At 67.1% G+C, this 20017-nt stretch carries 13 protein-coding genes; 7 read left to right on the top strand and 6 right to left on the bottom strand.

Annotated elements, in window-relative coordinates; all coding sequences use genetic code 11:
• Positions 1-118: 118 nt before the first annotated feature.
• The 3 genes from QZT59_RS05890 to QZT59_RS05900 all read right to left on the bottom strand — a co-directional run bounded on the left by QZT59_RS05890 (position 119) and on the right by QZT59_RS05900 (position 1708).
• The gene (locus QZT59_RS05890; protein WP_290812708.1) at positions 119-946 is read right to left on the bottom strand and encodes a hypothetical protein; all 828 of its coding nucleotides are present in this window, start codon (positions 944-946) and stop codon (positions 119-121) included.
• Between the two features lie 90 nt (positions 947-1036).
• On the bottom strand, positions 1037-1513 hold the full coding sequence (locus QZT59_RS05895; protein WP_290812711.1) for a GNAT family N-acetyltransferase: 477 nt from the start codon (positions 1511-1513) through the stop codon (positions 1037-1039).
• Between the two features lie 51 nt (positions 1514-1564).
• Positions 1565-1708, bottom strand: coding sequence for a hypothetical protein (locus QZT59_RS05900; protein ID WP_290812714.1), 144 nt, complete (start codon positions 1706-1708; stop codon positions 1565-1567).
• Between the two features lie 207 nt (positions 1709-1915).
• Here QZT59_RS05900 and QZT59_RS05905 point away from each other — a divergent pair, with 207 nt between their 5' ends.
• Positions 1916-2230, top strand: coding sequence for a nucleoside triphosphate pyrophosphohydrolase (locus tag QZT59_RS05905; protein ID WP_290812717.1), 315 nt, complete (start codon positions 1916-1918; stop codon positions 2228-2230).
• Positions 2231-2274: 44 nt separating this feature from the next.
• On the opposite strand, the gene ddh is transcribed toward QZT59_RS05905, so the two are convergent.
• From ddh to QZT59_RS05920, 3 genes are all read right to left on the bottom strand, one after another.
• On the bottom strand, positions 2275-3240 hold the full coding sequence (gene ddh, locus QZT59_RS05910; RefSeq protein ID WP_290812720.1) for a D-2-hydroxyacid dehydrogenase: 966 nt from the start codon (positions 3238-3240) through the stop codon (positions 2275-2277).
• A gap of 136 nt (positions 3241-3376) precedes the next feature.
• A complete protein-coding gene (locus QZT59_RS05915) occupies positions 3377-4732 on the bottom strand; it encodes a transposase (RefSeq protein WP_343195725.1) in 1356 nt (451 codons plus the stop codon).
• A gap of 280 nt (positions 4733-5012) precedes the next feature.
• Positions 5013-6422, bottom strand: a complete 1410-nt coding sequence (locus QZT59_RS05920; RefSeq protein WP_290812723.1) for an NUDIX domain-containing protein — start codon at positions 6420-6422, stop codon at positions 5013-5015.
• 195 nt (positions 6423-6617) lie between these two features.
• Between QZT59_RS05920 and QZT59_RS05925 the strand changes: the two genes are divergently transcribed.
• From QZT59_RS05925 to QZT59_RS05950, 6 genes are all read left to right on the top strand, one after another.
• Positions 6618-7418, top strand: coding sequence for a class I SAM-dependent methyltransferase (locus QZT59_RS05925; RefSeq protein WP_290812726.1), 801 nt, complete (start codon positions 6618-6620; stop codon positions 7416-7418).
• Between the two features lie 93 nt (positions 7419-7511).
• Positions 7512-8030 carry a metallophosphoesterase family protein gene (locus tag QZT59_RS05930; RefSeq protein ID WP_290812729.1) on the top strand — a complete coding sequence of 173 codons (519 nt, stop codon included), beginning with the start codon at positions 7512-7514 and terminating at the stop codon, positions 8028-8030.
• 93 nt (positions 8031-8123) lie between these two features.
• Positions 8124-10115 (top strand): histidine kinase N-terminal 7TM domain-containing protein, encoded by a 1992-nt coding sequence (locus QZT59_RS05935; protein ID WP_290812731.1) that lies wholly within the window; start codon positions 8124-8126, stop codon positions 10113-10115.
• Positions 10116-10322: 207 nt separating this feature from the next.
• Entirely contained in the window at positions 10323-11468 is a 1146-nt protein-coding gene (locus tag QZT59_RS05940; RefSeq protein ID WP_290812734.1) for a response regulator, read from the top strand.
• Positions 11469-11543: 75 nt separating this feature from the next.
• Positions 11544-12389 carry a winged helix-turn-helix transcriptional regulator gene (locus QZT59_RS05945; protein ID WP_290812737.1) on the top strand — a complete coding sequence of 282 codons (846 nt, stop codon included), beginning with the start codon at positions 11544-11546 and terminating at the stop codon, positions 12387-12389.
• Between the two features lie 214 nt (positions 12390-12603).
• Positions 12604-20017 (top strand): right-handed parallel beta-helix repeat-containing protein (locus QZT59_RS05950; protein ID WP_290812740.1); only part of this gene is annotated, 7414 nt, incomplete at its 3' end.

Raw genomic sequence — 20017 nt, forward strand, 5'->3', positions numbered from 1 at the left:
GCGACCGTGCGGTGAGGCGCGACGGCCCGATGAAACGAGTTCCGGTCGGCCGGCTCGCCGGTTCGGGTCGCGTACCGCGTCGGCGAGAACGCATCGAGCCGGGGATCGGACTCCCGCGCTACCGGGCGACGACCGGTCGCGATTCCGCCGCCTCGGTTCGCCGCCGGATCACCTCCCGGACCGTCGCCGCGTCGTCGGGGAACGTCCCGTAGACGACCGCATCGCCGTGGGGCTCGACCATCCGCGTCACGTCTTCGAGCCGGTCCGCGTCGGCGCCGTCGGCCGAGAGCTGTACCGTCACGTCCGCGTCTAGCTCGCCCAGCTCGGCGCCGAACCCGCGGGCGAGCGACTCGACCCAGTACGGCGTCCCGTAGTCTCCGCAGAGCGGGACGAGGAAGCCGTCGACGTGGGGTTCGAGCGCCCGCGGGTCGAGCCCGGCGCGCTCGCGGAGGTTTCCGGGGTAGGGATCGGGGTACAGCGTCGCGAGCACGTCGCCGTCGACGCGGGCCGCGGCCGCGGCCACGAACTCGGTGATCGCGTCCGCGCGCCAGTCCTCGCGCGACGTCCGCTCGCTTCGAGCGAACCGCTCCTCGCACCGACTACACCGGCAGAACGCGTCCCCCGGAAACCCGAGCGTCGTCAGCCGCACGTCGCCGACCCGTTCGATCCGCTCGAGCAGCGGGTCGCGGTAGTCGGGGTCGGTCGGACAGACGGTCCCCCAGTGGTGGCCCTCGGCGTCGGGCGTCGCCCGAGAGCCGTCCGCGGCGACGGCCGCGCGCTCCGGTTCCTCGCGCACCGTCCCCGTGTCGCCCCAGCAGGCGACCGCGTTCACCGCACCCGGGATCGGCTCGCGGCGGCGGCCGTCGACCCCGTCGGCGAGAAAGTGCGTGACGTCGCCGACGCCCTCGCGTGCCAGGCCGACGTCGCTGGTGAGGATGCCGTACATGACCGCCACTCCTCGGCGGATCGACCTAAAGGTTCGCGCATCCCTCCCGGTCGCGGTCACCACTCACCCGCCGTCGAGTCGCCTCGCCACTCACCCGCCGTCGAGTCGCTTCGTCATCCGCACGCACCCGAGCTCGACGTCGCCGGTCGTCTCGTGGACGACCGTCTCGCCCGCTCGCCAGCCACAGCGTTCGTAGAAGCCCGCGGCGTTCTTCGACGATCGCAGGTGGAGGCGCTCCAGCCCGCGCTCCCGGGCGGTCGCCTCGAGATGTGCGAGGAGCCGTCTTCCGACGCCCTCGCCCGCGCGCTCCGGATCGACGTAGACGGCGCGAACCTCGCGCTCGTCCGGAACGAGCTCGCCGAAGCCGAGGATCGACTCCCCCTCGACGGCGACGACGAAGTGCGACCCCGGCTCCTCGATCGCGTACCGGTCCGGGTCCTTGTTCGCCGCCCAGGCGTCGACCTGCTCGGCGTCGTAGGCCGCGGGCCCGAGCGCGCGGATGGAGCGCTCGTGGAGGTCGGCGACGGTTTCGCACTCGGCGGGCCTGGCCGGGCGGATCGAGACCATGGACGTCTCCTTCGCGACGAACGGGAATAGTGGTGCGGGAGGCGACGGCCGTCAGAAGAGGCCGGCGAACACGTCGTTGAACAGCACCAACAGCGTGCCCGCGCCGACGATGGCCGCGGTCCAGAGGGTGGCGATGATCGACGTCTGCCGCCAGTGCGCTTTGTCAGCCTCGTTGGGGTTGGTTACTTCGGTCACGAACGGGGCTACGAACGGATCCCTACTTGAGCGACACTATTCGCACCGCCATCGCGGCGTGTTGTCACGGTACTCGCCGCGCGAACCCGCCGGCGTCGCCGACCGTCGTCGTCACGACCCGCCGCCCGCGGACCACCGGAGGAGGCGCTCGGCGCGACCCGCCGATCCCATCGAAAAACCGACGTGGGCATCCCCGCACGTGTGACCATGGTGACGGAGTACGACAAGCTCGTCAGGGACGAGATCCCGGCGATCATCGAGCGGAACGGCGAGCGGCCGGTCGTTCGCGTCGCGGACGACGCGGAGTACGGGCGCCGGCTCCTCGAGAAGCTCGACGAAGAGGTCGCGGAGTACCGGGAGAGCGGCGATCCCGAGGAGCTCGCCGACATTCTGGAGGTGCTCCACGCGATCCGGAAACACGAGGGGATATCGGCGGAGCGGCTGGACCGGCTCCGGCGGGAGAAAGCCGCGGAGCGCGGGCGGTTCGAAGCGCGGATCGTCCTCGAACGGGTCGAGGACTGACGTCCGAATAGACCGCCTGGGGCGTCGAATAGACGGCTCTCGGGTCAGACCACCCGGTTGGAGAACTCCTCGCCGCGCTCGATCCGGCCGACGTTCTCGCGGACGAGGTCGGCGATGTCCCGGAAGTAGTCGCGGGTGAACGCCGCGCAGTGGGGCGTGACGATCACCTCGTCCATCCCCCACAGCGGGGAGTCCTCGGGGAGGGGCTCCGTTTCGAAGACGTCGAGCGCCGCGCCGGCGATCTCGTCCGCCTCGAGCGCGTCGATCAGGGCGGCCTCGTCGACGACGGGCCCGCGGCCGACGTTGACCAGGGAGGCGTCCTCGCCCATCGCCGCGAACACGTCCTCACCGACGAGCCCGTCCGTCGCGTCGGTGTGCGGGAGGGTGACGATAACGAAGTCGACGTCGGCGACGGCCTCGTGGAGCTCTTCGACGGGGCGGACGGCCTCGAAGCCGGGGACCGGATCGCCGGATCGGCGGACGCCCGTCATCTCCACGCCGAGCGCGCCGCAGACCTCGGCGACCCCGCGGCCGAGCGTTCCGGTGCCTAGCACGCAGGCCTGGGTGCCGGGCAGGGTGAACGCTTCGTCCCACTCGGGCGGATCCCAGCGACGGTTCCCCTGGTTGGCGACGTGACGGTGTAACCGGCGCGCGAACGAGAGCAGGAAGCCCGCGACGGTCTCGCCGACGGTCCGGTCGTGAATGCCGGTGCTGTTGGTGAGGACGACGCTCCGGTCCGCGAAGGTCTCCTGCGGGAAGCGGTCGACGCCCGCCTGGATCGAGTGCACCCAGGCCAGGTCGGCGAACCAGTCGCGGTGCTCGAAGGTGACGACGGCGTCGACGGGCGGATCGGCGACCGAACCGCCGCTCCCGTCGACCGCGTCGTCGTCACCGACGATCGACACGCCCACGGGAAGCTCCTCCAGCTCGGCGCGGAGTTCCGCGGGCGGGAAGACCGCCGCGACGGAGTCGTGAATCCCCAGACGATCGATCGAGACGTCGGCTGTCATGGCCGCCGGTACGCAGGCGGCGCTGTTGAAGCTTTGTCCGTTCCAGAACGGGCGGCTCGGGGTGGGTTCCTCGTCACACGGGGCTCGGAGGGGTTGACATCCACCTCACGATTCGGTGAGGATTCCGCCGCGTAAATCAGGTCGCACCCGATTTACCGGAGGCAAGTTTCTCCCTGTGCGGGATACTTCGGTTCGCGGGATCCACTTTGGTCGATCGATCACGGTGTTGCCACCGATGATCGTTCCACTCGAGGCGAGGTACCTCGCGGTATCCTCCTCCGGACCCGTTCCGATCCGGAGCCGCCGGCCGTGCCATCGACCCACAGTTCGCGTGCGCTCGGAGCAAATTCTCACTCCCGACCAGATCGCTGTGCCCCTCGTACGGACATTCATTACAACGGAACGTGTCGCCGTTTCTGGATACGTCCCGCGCATCGCACCGAGGACATCGAGAAGACGAACCGCTCTCGTCTACCTCTCGAACCTCGATATCGTATTCACCATCCAGAACTTCCCGCAACCGTCGTCGAAATTTCTTGTGGGCCCAGAACTGATGGGTCTTTTCGTTCACGCGGGAACACCAATGTGTGGAGAGCACGCCGGTCAGCGCACCGATGAGTACCACTTCGACGCTCCGTTCGCGTAACCACTCTGCGAGGTCGCGTACGAGCGCGTCCTGCACGTGGTTCCGACGTCGGGTTCGACGCCGGTACTCTCGACGAATCCGTCGACTCGTTCGATCGCTCGACTCGAGGTCCGACTGGAGTTCCGCAATCTGTTCCGTCGTTCTACGGAACCGACGGAACTGAGGGCGTCCGTGGTAGAGACGTCGATCGCCTCGAGTCGTCGTAACGGCGACGAGGTTGTTGGCACCGATGTCCAGAGCGGCAATCGCGTTCTCGTCGCTCGACGCGGTCGCCAGTGATTCGTCCCGCCTTCGACGGGCGTTCTTGACGGGTTGTCGTGCTCTGAACGAATCGGAACATCGATCGTAAACGAGTTCGAGACGACCTTGTTCGCCGTCCCACCGCGGATTCCCTCGCGCCTCCAACCGAAGGCGCTCGTAATAGCCGAGTCCGTATTTCTCTTTCAAATCGAACCCCACGGGTATTTCTAGCCGACTACGGGTTCCCCACTCGATAGTGTATTGGTCGTTTCTGACGAGCGTTTGCAGATCACGTTGATCTCCTTCCTTCCAGTATCCGGGTGGCTTCGGGTTGCTGCCGCCGTCGCGGAGTGCGAAGAAACTTCGCCACGCTTCGTCGCTGCGTCGAGCGATTTGTTGGGAATTGGCGGATCCGAGCGTTCCTTTGTACCGGGAACAACGGCTCTCAATCCCGGCTTCCCAAACGTTCTCGCCAGCGAACAACGCTTGCCGTCTCGCGTACGTAATTTCGTTCCATAGCGAAGCGGCTGCGGTGAGTAGCTCGAGGAGTAAGAGCTCGTCCCGTTTTCTCAACGGTCTCACTTCGAACGTGTTGACCCGTCGCACCAGTCTAAATCCACAACGACGATAAATAACAATAACGATACGTTATTCCCATCGGGACCACGAGGCGAATAGCTGGGTGTCGAACGAATACCGTTACTATCGGAAATCGCCCACGACTGTTCCACTATGCGACTCGTTACGACGTCGCGAATCGTGGTGGCTCAGTAAATGGTTTCATCACAAGGGGCTGAGCGGGGGTAACTTTCGTCATCGCCACCGACTATCGGTAGGGACTTCGAGCGCAAAAAACCCCACGAAGTGAAGCTTCACTGGCGGCATCTCACGAATTCGACCGGACGTCGTCCCACCCCTCCAGTTCCCGCAACTCCGCCGCCACCGCGGCGACGCCCTCCGCGTCAAGCACGCCGCGCTCGGTGACGATTCCGGTCACGCAGTCGGCGGGCGTCACGTCGAAGGTCGGGTTCGCCACGTCCAGCGGCGCCTCGCCCTCGTAGACCGCCGACCGGTCGCCGGACTCCAGGTTGACCGCCTCGCGGGTCGAGACCTTGTCGATCGCGGCGACCGCGTAGACGGGGACGTCCTCGCGAGCGGCCGCGATCGCCGCGGCGCGCGTGCCGACCTTGTTCACCGCCCGGCCGTCCGGGAGGACGGCGTCGGCTCCGACGAGCACGGCGTCGATCTTCTCGGCGGAGAGCAGGTGCGCCGTCGCCGCGTCCGTGTGGAGCGTGACGGGGACGTCCCCGGCGAGCGCCTCGGCCACCTTCACGCCCTCGCGCGCGGGGCGGGACTCGGCGACGAACACGCGGTTCGGTTCGCCGGCCCGAAGCGCCTCGAGGACGGTTCCCGATCGCGAGAGCGTCAGCACCCGACCCGACGCGAACTCGCCGGCGCGCTGGGCCGCCGCCTCGTCCGCCTCGACGGCTCGCTCGACGGCGGCGATCGTCGATCGGAGCGCCGTTTCCGCGTCGCGCGTCCCGTCCCCGTCCTCGGCGTCGGCCATCGCCCGGTTCACCCGGTTTCGCACTACCGCCATCGCGGGCCTGGCTTCGAACAGCCGCCCGGCGAGGTCCGCGAGCTCGCCCCACTCGGCGACCCGGTCGGGTTCGTCTCCCTCGCCCTCACTCTCGTTCTCGCCCTCGCCCTCGCGCTCGCGTACCAGCAGCCCGGCCCGATCGCGGAGCACTTCCAGGGCGCGGATCGAGAGGGAGGCGGCGCCGTGCTCGTCGTCGGCGGCGATCGAGCGGACGGTGGGGGCGACCCGCTCGTAGGCGTCCCACAGCTTCGGGACGGTCTCGTACTCGCCCGTCGCGATCGCGGTCGGGGGCGTCCACGCGCACTCGACGTGCTCCTCGCTCAGCTCGATTTCGGGTCTCGCGGCGCGCTCCCCTCGGTTGCTCGCCGCTCGTTCGTCCCGAGATTCTCGCTTCGCTCGACTCTCGCAGTCGAACAGGGACGGGTGGACCACCCACTCGCGGTCCAGCTCCGGATCCGCGAACTCGACCGGTCGCCCGGATCTGACGAGGGTCACGTCCGTCTCGGGATCGAGCCCCGTCTCCTCGCGGATCTCGACCAGCACCTGCTCGTCGGGTTCGTCCTCGGCGTATCCCGAAACGCCGCCCCAGCGGCCGGGATAGGTGCCGACCGCGTCGCTGCGCTTCAACAGGAGCACCTCGCCCCGGTTCCGGAGGAACGCGGTGACGACGTGGTTCGCGCCGTCCGTCTCGCTCATACGAGGGAGGTGGGCCGCTCGCGGTGAAGCGCTTTCGGGGTGCGACGCGAACGAGACCGCCCGCCGCGACGACGACCAGCCGCATTCCGACGTCTACGGCGTAGACGTGGGGGGAGCCGGTCCGCGCCGAGAGCGTCGCCAACCCGCCGATCGCCGGGGCGGCGTTTACGCCGGTCCGGGCAGTAGGACGCTCCGATGAGCGTCGCCAGCGACCTCACGTACGCGTGCCGCCGGTGCGGGAGCGAGTTGCAACGACGGGACGACGCTCTCCGCTGTCGCGACTGCGGCGAGGCCGTTCCGGTGGTCGACGGCGACCTCCCTCGCTTTCCGGTACCCGAAGACGCGTCCTCGGGCGAGGAGCTGTTCGACCGCCTCGCGGCGATCTACGAGACGCCGGCGTGGTTCTCGCCGCTGTACCGGCTCGTCGGGGGGCCGTTCGCTCCGCGGGACGACCGGACGCGGGTCGTCCGGATGCTGGCGGTCGGCCGAGTCGCGGACCGCGAGGGGGGTCGAGCGACGGTGCTCGACGTCGCCTGTGGCACCGGCCGCTTCACCCGCGCCGTCGCACCATCGGTCGATCGCGCGGTCGGGATCGACGTCTCCGAGGGGATGCTCGAGCGCGCCAGGCGGTACGCCGATCGGGCGGGGATCGAGAACGCGACGTTCGCCAGGATGAGCGCCGACGAGCTGTGGTTCGCCGACGGAACCTTCGACGGGGCCGCCTGCTGCTGGGCGCTGCACCTCCTTCCCGATCCGGACGCGGCGCTGGACGAGGTCCGCCGCGTCCTTCGCGACGGCGGGTGGTTCGCCGGGGCCACGCTCGTCGACCGGTACGTGATGGCCGCGCCGACGGTTCGGGCCGCCGCGAGGGCGACGATCGGCGCCGATCCCTTCGCACCCGCGGACCTGCGGGCGCGCCTCCGGGAGGCGGGGTTCGAGGAGGTCGAGTTCGACCGCCGCGGCGCGGCGCTGTTCTTCGGGGCGCGGGCGGCGTGAGTCGGACGTCCGGCGGTGCCGGCTCGGCGAAGTGCAACCGGGCCGTGACCGCCACGTCCGCCATTGACGTTCCCGGCCGTCCTAGGTGGTTCTATGACGCACATCGCGATCCTCGCGGACACGCACGTCCCGTCGCGCGCGAACGGGCTCCCCGACTGGGTGGCCGACGAACTCCACGCCGCCGACCGCGCGATCCACGCCGGGGACGTCGACTCCCCCGACGCGTACGAGACCGTAGCCGACCTCGTCGGGGGCGAGTCGGCGCTCACCGCCGTCGGCGGGAATCTCGATCCGGCGGAACTCGAACTTCCGACCGTGGCCACGCTCTCCGTGGAGGGCGTCACGTTCGCCGTCACCCACGGCTCGGGCAGTCCGCGGGGTCACCGAGAGCGGGCGCTCTCGACCATCCGCGAGATGGTCGACCTCGAGAGCCGCGAGGAACCGATCGTCGCCGTCGCCGGTCACACCCACGCGGTGGTCGACGAGCGCGTCGACGAGATTCGGTTTCTGAACCCGGGCAGCGCGACCGGCGCGTCGCCGGCCGATCGTGAGACGATGCTGCGAGCGACCGTCGCGGACGGCGCGGTCGAGGTCGAGCGACTGCCGGAGTGACCGACGAGTCGACGTCCGACCCGTCGATCGAACAAGTTCGACCGCCGCGCCCCCTCCACAACGTATTTCTCGCCGACCCGCCCTTTAGCGTCCGTGACGGTGGAGTTCACGTCGGCGCACGCGGCGTCCCTCGTCGGGATCGGGCTCTTGAACGCCGGCCTCGCGGTCTGGGTTCTGCGCACGCGGCCGGACGCGAACCCGCTCCCGCTCGCCGCCTTTCTGGCGGGAATCTCCCTGTGGACGATCCCGCAGGGGCTCCTGCTCGTCGAGACCGATCCGGCGGTCGGGCTCGCGCTGGCGGTGGTGATCAACTCGGGCGCCGTCGTCATGGCGACCGGCCTCTTTCACTTCGCGCTCACGTACACGGGTCGTACCGACTGGCTCCGCCCGGGTCGCATCGGGCTCGTCTACCTCGGGACCGGCGCGTGGCTCGTCGTGATCTGGACGGATCCGATCCACCACTGGATGCACCAACCGATGGCGTACACCGAGGTGCTCCTCCCGGTCGTCGAGCGACAGAACGCGGGGTACTGGCTCTACGTCTTCTGGAACTGGTCGCTCTCCGCCGGCGGCATCTTCCTGTTCTTCCTCGAGTACCTCGACGCGAGAGGCAGCGGCGTCTACCACGAGCAGTCGCGACTCGTCGTGCTGGCGCCGCTCATTCCGGGCGCCGCGAACGTCCTCGCCTTCGGCGGGATAACTGCGATCAACTACTCCGTCTGGGGGTTCGGCGCGACGGGAATCCTCATCGCCGTCGCCCTGTATCGGTACCGGTGGCTCGACCTCGTCCCGATCGCTCGCGACCGGGTCGTCGACGAGATGCGCGACGGCTACCTGGTGATCGACGGCGACCGACGCGTCGTCGACTACAACTCGGCCGCCCGATCGCTGGTCGGCGGTGACGTGACGGTGGGCGAACCGATACGGGACGTCCTGCCCGAGTGCGATCCGCTCCTCGAGGGCGAGCGCACGGAACTGACGATCGCGCGAGGTGAGACGATCGTCGACGCGACCGCCTCGACCGTCGACGTCGAGCGGTCGGCGGGAGCGGTGTTGCTGCTCAGGGACGTCACCGAGCAGCGCCGGGCCGAGCGGCGGTTCCAGGCGCTCATCGAGAACGTCTCCGACGTCGTCGTCGTGGTGACCGCCGACGGCGAGATCAGCTACGCCAGCCCGTCCGTCCGGACCGTCCTCGGGTACCGTCCCGTCGAACTCGTTGGGGAGTCGGTGTTCGACTACGTCCACGACGACGATCGACCGCGGGCGATCGAGGCGTTCGAGGGGCTCCGAACGGGATCCGACGACGAGACCCGATTCGAATACCGGGGCCGCCACCGCGACGGCTCGTGGGTCGGCCTCGAAGGCGGCTCCGTCGACCTGCTCGACAACGACATCGTCGGCGGCGTCGTCGTCAGCATCCGGGACGTCACCGAGCGTAACGAGCGCGAGCGCGAGCTCGAGCGGACGAACCAGCGCCTCGACGAGTTCGCCGGCGTCATCAGCCACGACCTGCAGAGCCCGATCGGCCTCGCGAAGACCTACGCCGGGATGGCCGGCGAATCCGGGAGCCGGGAGGACGTGCGGATGATCGAGGAGGTCCTCGATCGGATGGAGACGATGATCCGCCGGTTCCTGACGATGGCCCGGGCCGGGACGACGATCACCGAAACCGAGCCGGTCGCGGTGCGGGTGGTCGCCGCGGACTCCTGGGAGGCGACCTCGTCGAACGGTTCCGCCCTCGTCTGCGAGCTGGACGCCGACTGGACGGTCGACGGAGACTACGGGCGGCTGCGCCACGTCTTCGAGAACCTCTTTCGCAACGCCGTCGACCACAACGACGGACCGGTGACCGTCCGAGTCGGGGCGCTCGAGGGCGACGAACGCGGCTTCTTCGTCGAGGACGACGGCGGGGGGATTCCGGAGTCCATCCGCGGGTACGTGTTCGAGCGCGGTCACACGACCAGCGACGACGGCACCGGGTTCGGACTCGCGATCGTGCGGGACGTGGTCGAAGCCCACGGCTGGCGCGTTTCGGTTCACGACGGCCGCGACGGCGGCGCCCGGTTCGAGGTCCGGACGACGTGATCGGTGCCGGGGGCTTCCGAGATCGCGACGGCGTGACGCGTCACGAGCGGTAGCTATCGGACTCCCCGTCGGCCGCCCGGTCGTTCGGCTCGCCTCTCGACCGATCGTCGAAAGAGATAGTGTATCCGGCGACCAACTCGCGAGGGTGACTCCGGACTGTCGCGTCGCGTCGCCGCCGAACCGATCGCGGTCTGGGCCGGTGAGCCGATGGACGTAGCCGCCGGCGACGAGACCGACGCTACCGGTCCACTCGACGTGCTGTTGCTCGAGGATTCCCCCGACGAGGCGGCGCTCGTCGAGCGGATCGTCCGCGGGCGTGGGGACGGCGATCTCACCGCCACTGGCGCCGCCGTCACCGTCGGGGAGTGGCACCACGCGGACTCGCTCGCGGCGGCGATCGACGTCCTGAATCGGGAGTCGGTCGACGTCGTCCTCTCGGATTTGATGGTGCCCGACAGCCGGGGCGTCGCCACCGTCTCCGCGCTCGTCGACCACGCGCCGACCGTGCCGATCATCGCGCTCACCTCCTACGACGAGGACGTCGCCGGCACGCGGGCGATTCAAGCCGGCGCCCAGGACTACCTCGTCAAGGGTCGGATCGACGGCGAGCTCGTCGACCGGGCGATCCGCTACGCGATCAAGCTGAAACGTCACGAACTCGACCTGGTCGCGACGAACCGGCGCCTCGCCCTGCTCAACCGGATCATCGGCCACGACATCCAGCGAGAGATGAGCGTCGCCGTGGGCTGGGTCGGCGAACTGGCGGGACAGTCTGACGCCGGCGACGCCGACGCCGTCGACGCCCTGAACGACGCCCTCGCGAACGTGGTCGAACTCGCCGACGCGGCGGCGGACGTGGTGACCGTCGTCGAGGAGGAGACCGGGGAGACGCTCGAAGCCCGATCGATCGACGCGATCGTCGAAGCCGAGATCGAGCGGTTCACCCGCGAGCACCCGGCCGTCGAGTTTTCCCTCGAGGGAACCGAGGGCGAGGTTCCGGTCCTCGCGACGCCCATGCTGGGGTCGGTCTTCGAGCACCTCTTCGCCGAAGCGATCCAGATACGCGATGACGACCCGCCCCGACCGCGTGTCGGAATCGCCGCGAACGACGAGCACGTCACCGTGACGCTCGAGGGCGACGGAGTCGCCCTCAGCGATGGGCAGGCGGCGTTCCTGAACGATCGCGACACGCCCTCGGAGTCCGCCCGCCGGATGCGAACCGGGCTCTACCTCGCGGCGACCGTGATCGAGCACCTCGGCGGCTCGATCGCGGTCGATCCCGGCCCGCAGATCGCGGTCACGCTCGAGCGCCCGCCCGAAGCGGACGGGCCGGTGACGGACGCGGCTGGGTGACTGCGGACGAGATGGGGCGGAGGCTCGTCCGGGCAGCCGTGACGTATATCCGCACGCACTCGGAAGGGTCGTGTAATGGGCGACGAGCGTGGCGACCGGGAGGACGCGCTGTTCGCCACGCTCTCGATCCTCTCGAAGAAGTGGACGCCGGCGGTCGTGCTGGCGCTGGCCGAGGAGGGACCACTCGGCTTTTCCGGGATTCAGTCGGTCGTCTCCGGCGTCTCCTCGAAGGTCCTCACGCAGTCCCTCGAGACGCTGGTCGAGGCCGGCGTCGTCGAACGGACGGTCGTCACCGAGTCGCCCCTACGCGTCGAATACGCACTCACCGACGCCGGGTACGAACTCGAGTCGGTGTTCGAGTGCCTGGCGGACTGGGGCGGTCGCCATCTGGGCCAGGACGTGCCCGTGATCGTCGTCGCCGACGAGGATAGCCGACTCACGGGACTCTTCCAGCGCTGGTTCGAACCGACCTACGTCGTTCATCGCGCCCACGACCGGACCGAGTTGCTGGACGCGGTCGATCGGGACACGACGGTCGTCGTCTACGACGCGCACCTCCCCGGATCGGAACACGTCGACGTCCCCGCGCTCGTCGGGGGCGTCACCGAGGCGTGTCGACTCGTCGCCTTGCGCACCGAGCGGATCGACCTCGGGTTGCTCGATCGCGACTGCGACGCGGTCGTGCGGAAACCGGCCGCGAAGGAGGCCGTCGGCGCCGTCATCGAGACCCAGATCGAACGGTACGGCGAGCCGGCGGTCGAACGTGAGTACCACGCGCTCTGTGAGAAACGCGAGGCGCTCGCGTCGAACGTCTCGGCTGCGGTGCTGGCCGAGAGCGATCGGTACGCCGACCTGTGTGCACGGATCGAGGCGCTCGCCGCGGACCACGAAGGCGCAAACGCGGGTGACGGCGAGGCCTAAGCCGGACGCGAAGAGGTGGTGTTGGCACGGGCGTCACTTCCCCCTGCCGGGCTTACCTCGGGGTAACCTCCGCCCCACCGGGAGGTAAGCGCCAAGCTATAGTCTCTTGACGGTGACAATCCGTATGAATCGAATTTCTTCGTGTGGCGACTGGGGAAATATCAGGGTGCAGGCGTTTGCGGTGTTGTTTTCCGTACTCATGGTGAGCTCGGTCGTGGCACCGGTCGGCGCCGTGGGCGTCTCGGGCGACGGCGTCGACGGTGGGTGGGCCGACGACACCGAGGGGCTGGCGTCGGCCAGTCTCGACGGGGAAGGTACTGATTCGTCGCCGACCGAAGGGGACGATGGCGAGGAGGTGGGCGACTCCGACCCGAATATTGACGGGAGCGATGACGCGACGTCGGACGGCGAGGACGAACCTGCGTCATACCGATCGGAACCCACCGCAACTGAGTCGGACGACCAAGGGGATGAGACCGATTCCACCGACGAAGGGGACGAGACGGAGACGCAGTCCGAAGAACCGAGTACTACGACGGCTACTTCCACCTCGCTGAACGGTTGCACCGTCGTCGCCGAGGACGAGTCTATCCAGGACGCGATCGACGCTGCCGACCCCGGCGACACGATCTGCGTCGAGGACGGGACCTACCAGGAGGAACTGGTGATCGCCACGGCGGGGCTCACCCTCGCGGGCGTGGACGACGCGCCGACGATCTCCTCGAGCTGGGGCGACGACGTGGCGATCACCGTCACGGCCGAGAACGTCACCATCGAGAACCTCAGAGCCGAGGGCTTCGACACCCACGGCATCCTGCTCGACGAAGCGCACGGGGCGGTCGTCGCGGACGTCGATGTCGTGAACAACCAGATCGGGATCGAGGTCGCCGGTTCCGACGGCGTCGAGCTCAGGGACAACTCGATCGAGAACGACGATGTCGGCGTCGAGATCGTCTCCTCGAGCGATGTGCAGGTGCTGGACAGCGAACTCGGCGGCTCCGGCACGGACAGCGCCATCACCGTGGTCGACTCCGACGAGGTCCTGGTGCAGGGCAACGGGATCAACGACGTCAGAGGAGACGGTGTGGGGACGCTGGTGGTCGATGGCTCGACCGACGTCACCATCGACGCGAATAGCTTCCAGAACAACTGGGAGGGGATCGAGATCGTGGACTCGACCGACGTCACCCTCTCGAACAACGTGATCGCCGACAATCAGAGGCACAACGGCGAACTGCCGTCGGTGCTGGTCGCGGAGTCCGACGGCGTGACCCTCGACGACAACGGGATTTCGGGTGGGAACTTCGGCGTCGACGTCGTGCTCCAGAACGTGACGGACGCCGACCTCCTCGACAACGTCCTCGAGACCGGGGTCTTCTTCGAGGGCGAGGCACTGGCCCACTTCGTCCACACGGTCGAGGGGAACACGGTCGACGGGGCGGCGCTGGTCTACTCCGAGGGCGAGACCGCGCCGACGGTCGACGAGAGCGCGGGCCAGCACATCTTCGTCGACGCGACGGACCTCGTCGTGGAAGATCACGCGTTCGAGGGCTCGGCCGCACCGCTGCAGATCGCGTTCAGCGACGGAGCCGAGGTACGGAACAACACCGTCTCGGGGGCGACCATCGAGGGTTGGGCGGACACGGCCGCGCTCAGGGTCCACGCCTCCAGTGGCACGACCGTCGAGGAGAACACCGTCAGCGACAACCTGGGCCACGGGCTGGGGCTCTCAGGGTCGACCGACGCGATCGTCCGGCAGAACGTCGTCACGAACAACGGCGAGGCCGGCATTCACGTTACCGACGCGATCGGCGGTACCGTGACTAACAACACCGCCACGGCGAACGAGCGCGACGGGATCCGCGTCTCCGGTGCCGACGGCACCGTCGTCGAGGAAAACGACGTCAGCGAGAACGAGCGCGACGGGATCCGCGTCGTCGGTGGCGTCGACGTCGAGGTCGACGCAAACGACGCGGCGGACAACGGGGCGGACGGCATCCGGGTCGTCGACGCCACCGACGTGCTGGTCAGCGAGAACGTACTGGACGGCAACGACGAGAGCGGGGTTCACGTCGACGGCTCGACGGACGCCGTCGTCACCGACAACTACGCTACCGGCCACGACCATGGCCTGCTGATCGCCGACTCGGTCGGCGGGCTGCTCACGGAGAACAACGTGACGGGTAACGCCCACGGGATTCACGTCGAGGGCTCCGAGGGAACCCAACTCTCCAACAACGACGTGCACGACAACACGGAAGGGATCGTCGTGGCGGACTCGACCGACGTCGTGATCGACGCCAACACGGTGTGGGAAAACGACGGCGTCCTCTCCGAAGGGAGCGGGATCCTCGTCGTCGACTCCCTGAACGTCGAGGTGACGAACAACCAGCTCACTGACAACGACTTCGTGGGGGTCATCGTCGACGGCTCCGACGGAACGATCGTAGAGGCGAACACGGCATCGGGTCACGAAGCCGACCTGGTTCTCAAGGAGTCGACTGCCGCCGAGGTTCGTGACAACACATTCGAGACGGGGCTGTTCATCGACGGGACGGACCTGTCCCACTTCCAGCACACCGTCGAGGACAACACCGTCGCCGGCGAGGAGCTGTACTACGTCTCGGGCGCCGACGATCCAACGATCCCCGTCGACGCCGCACAGATCGTCGTCGTCGATTCGACGAACGTTGCCATCGAGGACCGCGACCTCGACGGCGTTGCGGTCGGGATCCAGGTGGCCTACAGCGACGGCGCCGAGATCAGCGAGAACACGGTGACGGACACGACGCTGACGACCCAGCCCAGCCAGGGCCAGGCGTACATGGTGACCCGTCCCGGCGCGATCACGGTCCGGGGCTCCGACGAGGCGTCGATCGACGATAACACCGTCGAGCGCGGACACAGCGGTATTCGCGTTGACGACGCGACCGACGTGCTGATTTCGAACAACCACGCACACGACCACCGTCTCCACGGGATCAGCATCGAGAACGCTCCCGGAGCCACCGTTTCCGAAAACACTATCACCGAGAACGACGCGTCGAACGCTGGGGTCGGGGTCTCGATTCGGGGATCAGTCGACGTGACCGTCGCGGACAACGACTTCACGGAGAACTTCGACGGGATCGACGTCCGTGACTCGCCAAGCATTACGATCGTCGGCAATTACGTCGCCGACGGCTGGCAGCCGATCACCGTCCGCGACTCCGATTCGGCGCTCGTCGATTCGAACGTCGTCGAGGACGGCACCGGCGTCTCGATCAGACTCCTCAGGTCTGACGGAACCGCGCTGAACAACTCCGTCACCGGTGGAACTAATCACGGAATTTATACGAACGAAGCGGACGTGACGATCGAGGAGAATTACATCGAGAACGCCGGCGCCAGCGGGATCGCCATCAACGGTTACGGCGATCGGTCCAGCTACGCGACGCTCGTGAACAACACCGTCGTCGCCAGCGAAGACCACGGCATCTGGGTCCGAAACGTGCTCGACGGGACAACCATCCACGGGAACACCGTGACGGACGCGGGCGGGAACGGAATTCACTTCAGCGGGACGTACTCTACGTGGATAACCGAGAACCTGAACCTGCACGACAACACGATTTCCGGGGCCGCCGGGTACGGTATCAACCTCCACCGGGCCGAGGGAGTGGTCGAACACAACGAGGTCACCGATAACGGCGACGGCGGAATACGAGCGACCCACCAGGCCAACGACGTCGAGATCGCCCGGAACACCGTCACGGACAATCCCAGCCACGGCATCGTCGTCGACGGCGCCGACGAACTCTCGGTCCACAACAACACGGCGTCGAACAACCACGCCGACCTCTTCCTCGACGAAGCGACCGACACCATCGCGCACGACAACACCTTCCAGGCTGGCGTCCTGATCGAGGGCGACGACCCCTCGGACTTCGACCACGAGTTCAACCACTCGACGGTCAACGGCGGCCCGATTCAGGTGTTCCTCGGCGACGACGACCACACCTTCGGCGCCGACGTGGGGCAACTGATCGTGGCGTTCGCCGACGACGTCGACGTCGGAGGCGTCAACGTCGGCGACGACCTCGCATCGATACAGGTCACCGAGAGCGGCGATGTTGACGTCGACGACCTCAGCCTCGCGGACGGCCTCGGACTCCACGTCACGAATTCGGGGAACGTCTCCGTGACGGGGTCGAGCATGGCGGGAGGGACGCCGGCGGCGATCTACGTCGAGAATTCGGGCGACGTGACGGTTACGAACACCGCGGTCGATCCCGGTCTAGGCAGTGGCATCTGGCTCGAGGACGTCGGTAGCGTGGAACTCCAGCACAACGACCTCACGGAACGCGACGGGACTGGTATTCACGTACACACTGCGGAAACGGTCCTTCTTCACGACAACACCGTTTTCGACGGCGCCTCGACCGGTGTTTGGATCGAGGAGGTCGACGACGCCACCCTCACGGATACCGTTATTTCCGACAACGACGGGGACGGTCTCGTGCTCATGAGTATCTTCGAACCGCTCATTGAGGACATAACGGTGGCCGAGAACGGCGGTGATGGCGTCGTACTGGGCGATTCCAACGTGGATTCGGTCGACGGTGCGCAGCTGACCAGCGTCGAAATCGTCGACAACGACGGGGTCGGGCTGGCGATCTCGCAATCCGACGACGTCCACGCCGAGAACGCGACCATCGAGAACAACGGTGTCGGGATCGACATCTCGTCCGCGTCGGGATTCGAGCTGACCGAGAGCGCTGTCCGGAACAACGACGGCGACGGCGTCTACGGCGTTGGGCTCTCGAACCTGGTGATCGCCGACTCAGTGATCGCCGACAACGCCGGCCACGGACTCGATCTGACGCAATCGGGGTCCGGTGGCGGTTTCCTGATCGAATCGAACACGATCTCGAATAATGAGGACGGCCTCTCACTGGACGTCTCCGGCGGATTCAGCCCGGCGTTTTCGGACGTCGTGGTCACCGACAACGCGATCTGGAACAACGCGGGAACAGGGATCGCGGTTCTCGAGGATCTCGACGAGTCTGACGACATTCTGCTCGAGTACAACAGCATCGAGGGTAACGCTGACGGCGTTACCTACGTCGAAGATTCCTGTGACGGGTTCTACGATGGGCCGTGTCTGGACGCCACCAACAACTGGTGGGGCGACGAGAGCGGCCCGAGCGGCGAGGGTGACGGCCAGGGCGACTCGGTCGGGACGGCCATCGATTACGATCCGTTCCTCAACGAGGACCCCGTCGATGCGGCGCCGCTCGACGCCCACTTCGAACTCTCGATCGACGGGACGAACTCACCGGTCGACGCGGGTGATGACCTCGAAATCGACGTCACTGTCACCAACGCGGGTGGGGAGACGGGAACCCAGACGATCGAACTTGAGGACTTCGACGGGATCGTCGTCGACAACCAGGACGTCACCCTGGCCGAGGGCGACGACGAGACGCTGACGCTCACCTGGGCGACGACGAGTGCGGACGCCGGCCTGGACCACGTCACCGTCCGGAGCGAGGACGAGTCGGTCTCCGAGCAGGTGGCAATACTCACGGGCGAGACCATCGAGATCGACACCTGTACGACGATCTCGATGCCGGGCAACTACACGCTGACCAGCGATCTCGCGGGATCCAACACCTGTATCCAGATCACCGCGAGCGACGTGCACTTCGACGGCAACGGGCACACGATCCAGGGCGTCGACGTGGACGACGACGGATCTCAGTACGGCATCCACGTCGACGACGCGGACGGCGTCACCGTCGAGCACGTGACGGTCGACGGCTGGGATACTGGACTGTACTTCTCTGGAAGTGACGGCGTGGTCACGGACGTGCTCGTCGAGAACGGAGATACTGGTGCCGAGTTCGCTAACGCGCACGACAACGAGGTGACGAACCTCACGGTTCGCTACACCGAGAACCGGGCGCTCACAGTCGGTGGATTCTCATACAGTGCGGCGAGCGGGAACACCTTCACGAACATCACCGCGTACGACACCGAGCAGAGTGCTGGCTCCAACCCGGGTTCGATCAACCTCGGGTGGGCCGCGAGCAACAACGAGTTCATCGGGGTGAGCGCCTCAGATGGCGTCGCCGGTATCCGAACGGCCAGCGGTTCGTCGGGGAACACCCTCGCCGACGTCGACGCCCACGATAACGACCGATACGGCCTGAACATCGAGTCGTCGAATGGCGACACGTTCGACGGGGTGAACGTCTCCGGCAACGGCTGGCACGACATTCGCGTTAACGGGGACTGGAACTCGTTGTCAAACGTGACCGTGAGTGGGGCTGAAGGAACGGCGATTTCCCTTACAAGCGTGAGTACCGACCCGCCCGTTCGGGGGAATACCTTCGAGTCGGTGACTGTCGCCGACACTGACGAAGACGCTATTGGGCTCAGTAATGCCGTCTACAACGAGTTCACCGACGTTACGTACGTGGACAGCGATGGACGTGCAGTCAGCATCTCGAGCAACGCGGAGAACAACGATTTCACCGACGTGACCGTCACCGGTGGAACAGCGAGCGCCGTCTACCTTGCACCAAGTGATAACTACGATAATACGTTCACGAACGTCCAGGTCACGGGAGCTCAGGGCGGGCTGACGATTTACGGCGACGGAACGACCGTCACGAACCTGACCGTCGAGGACGTTACTGGAACCGGCATCAGCGTCTCCAGTTCGGCCGCCGACAGCGTCGTCTCGGGCGTCTCGATCACCAACGCCTCCACGGGTGTGGGGATGTTCGGGTCGCCGACGAACACGGAGGTGTCGGACGTCACGGTCGACGGCGCGAACGTCGGGCTCTCGATCGCCGGCACGGACAACTCGCTGTCGAACGTGACGGTCACCGACAGCGACACCGACGTCTCGGTCGGTTCGGCGACGGACACCGCCTTCGAATCGATCGTCCTCGGCGGGACGACGTTCTCGTTCGAGGCACAGGACGTCGTGATCGACGGGACCTCTACGCCGGAAACGCTCCCCGATGAGGGTACCCCGATTGGCGCGTTCGTTAACGTGACCGCAAGCGGCGACGTGCCTCACCTGGCACAACTGCACGTCCACTACGACACCGCGGACGTGGTCGGGATCGACGAGTCGACGCTCGAGATCTGGCGGCTGAACGAAAGCTGGTCATCCCCGGCGGAGGAGGCCTACGTCAGTGGCGTCAACACGACCGAACAGTACGTCTGGGCCGAGAACGTGACCGAGTTCTCCACATTCGGCGCGTTCAGCGAAGGGCCGGTGCCCGTCGCGTCGGTCTCGAACGTCGATTTGAGTCCCGACGAACTCGTCGCGGGCGAGAACGCGACGATCACCGCTGACGTCGAGAACGTCGGCGGGGCGGACGGCAACGTGACGGTGCCATTCGAGGTAGACGATACGACCGTCGACACGGTGACGGTCGATCTGGAGCAGAACGAGACTACCGGTATCGAATTTACCCACGCGTTCGACGAACCCGGCGAATACGACGTCTCCGTCGGCGATTTCGACGCCGGTGTCGTCGACGTCCTCACCCCGGCGAACGTGGTCGTCTTCGGAACGAGCGTCGACGAGACCGTCGGCCTCGGCGAGACGCTCACGGTGGACGTCGATC

The sequence above is a fragment of the Halovivax sp. genome (genome assembly GCA_007119345.1).
Classification (GTDB): domain Archaea; phylum Halobacteriota; class Halobacteria; order Halobacteriales; family Natrialbaceae; genus Halovivax.

Coding starts and splice junctions, on each gene's coding strand:
- QZT59_RS05940 (WP_290812734.1), top strand. CDS start 10,323: ATGGACGTAGCCGCCGGCGACGAGACCGACGCTACCGGTCCACTCGAC.
- QZT59_RS05930 (WP_290812729.1), top strand. CDS start 7,512: ATGACGCACATCGCGATCCTCGCGGACACGCACGTCCCGTCGCGCGCG.
- QZT59_RS05905 (WP_290812717.1), top strand. CDS start 1,916: ATGGTGACGGAGTACGACAAGCTCGTCAGGGACGAGATCCCGGCGATC.
- QZT59_RS05895 (WP_290812711.1), bottom strand. CDS start 1,513: ATGGTCTCGATCCGCCCGGCCAGGCCCGCCGAGTGCGAAACCGTCGCC.
- ddh (WP_290812720.1), bottom strand. CDS start 3,240: ATGACAGCCGACGTCTCGATCGATCGTCTGGGGATTCACGACTCCGTC.
- QZT59_RS05890 (WP_290812708.1), bottom strand. CDS start 946: ATGTACGGCATCCTCACCAGCGACGTCGGCCTGGCACGCGAGGGCGTC.
- QZT59_RS05920 (WP_290812723.1), bottom strand. CDS start 6,422: ATGAGCGAGACGGACGGCGCGAACCACGTCGTCACCGCGTTCCTCCGG.
- QZT59_RS05925 (WP_290812726.1), top strand. CDS start 6,618: ATGAGCGTCGCCAGCGACCTCACGTACGCGTGCCGCCGGTGCGGGAGC.
- QZT59_RS05945 (WP_290812737.1), top strand. CDS start 11,544: ATGGGCGACGAGCGTGGCGACCGGGAGGACGCGCTGTTCGCCACGCTC.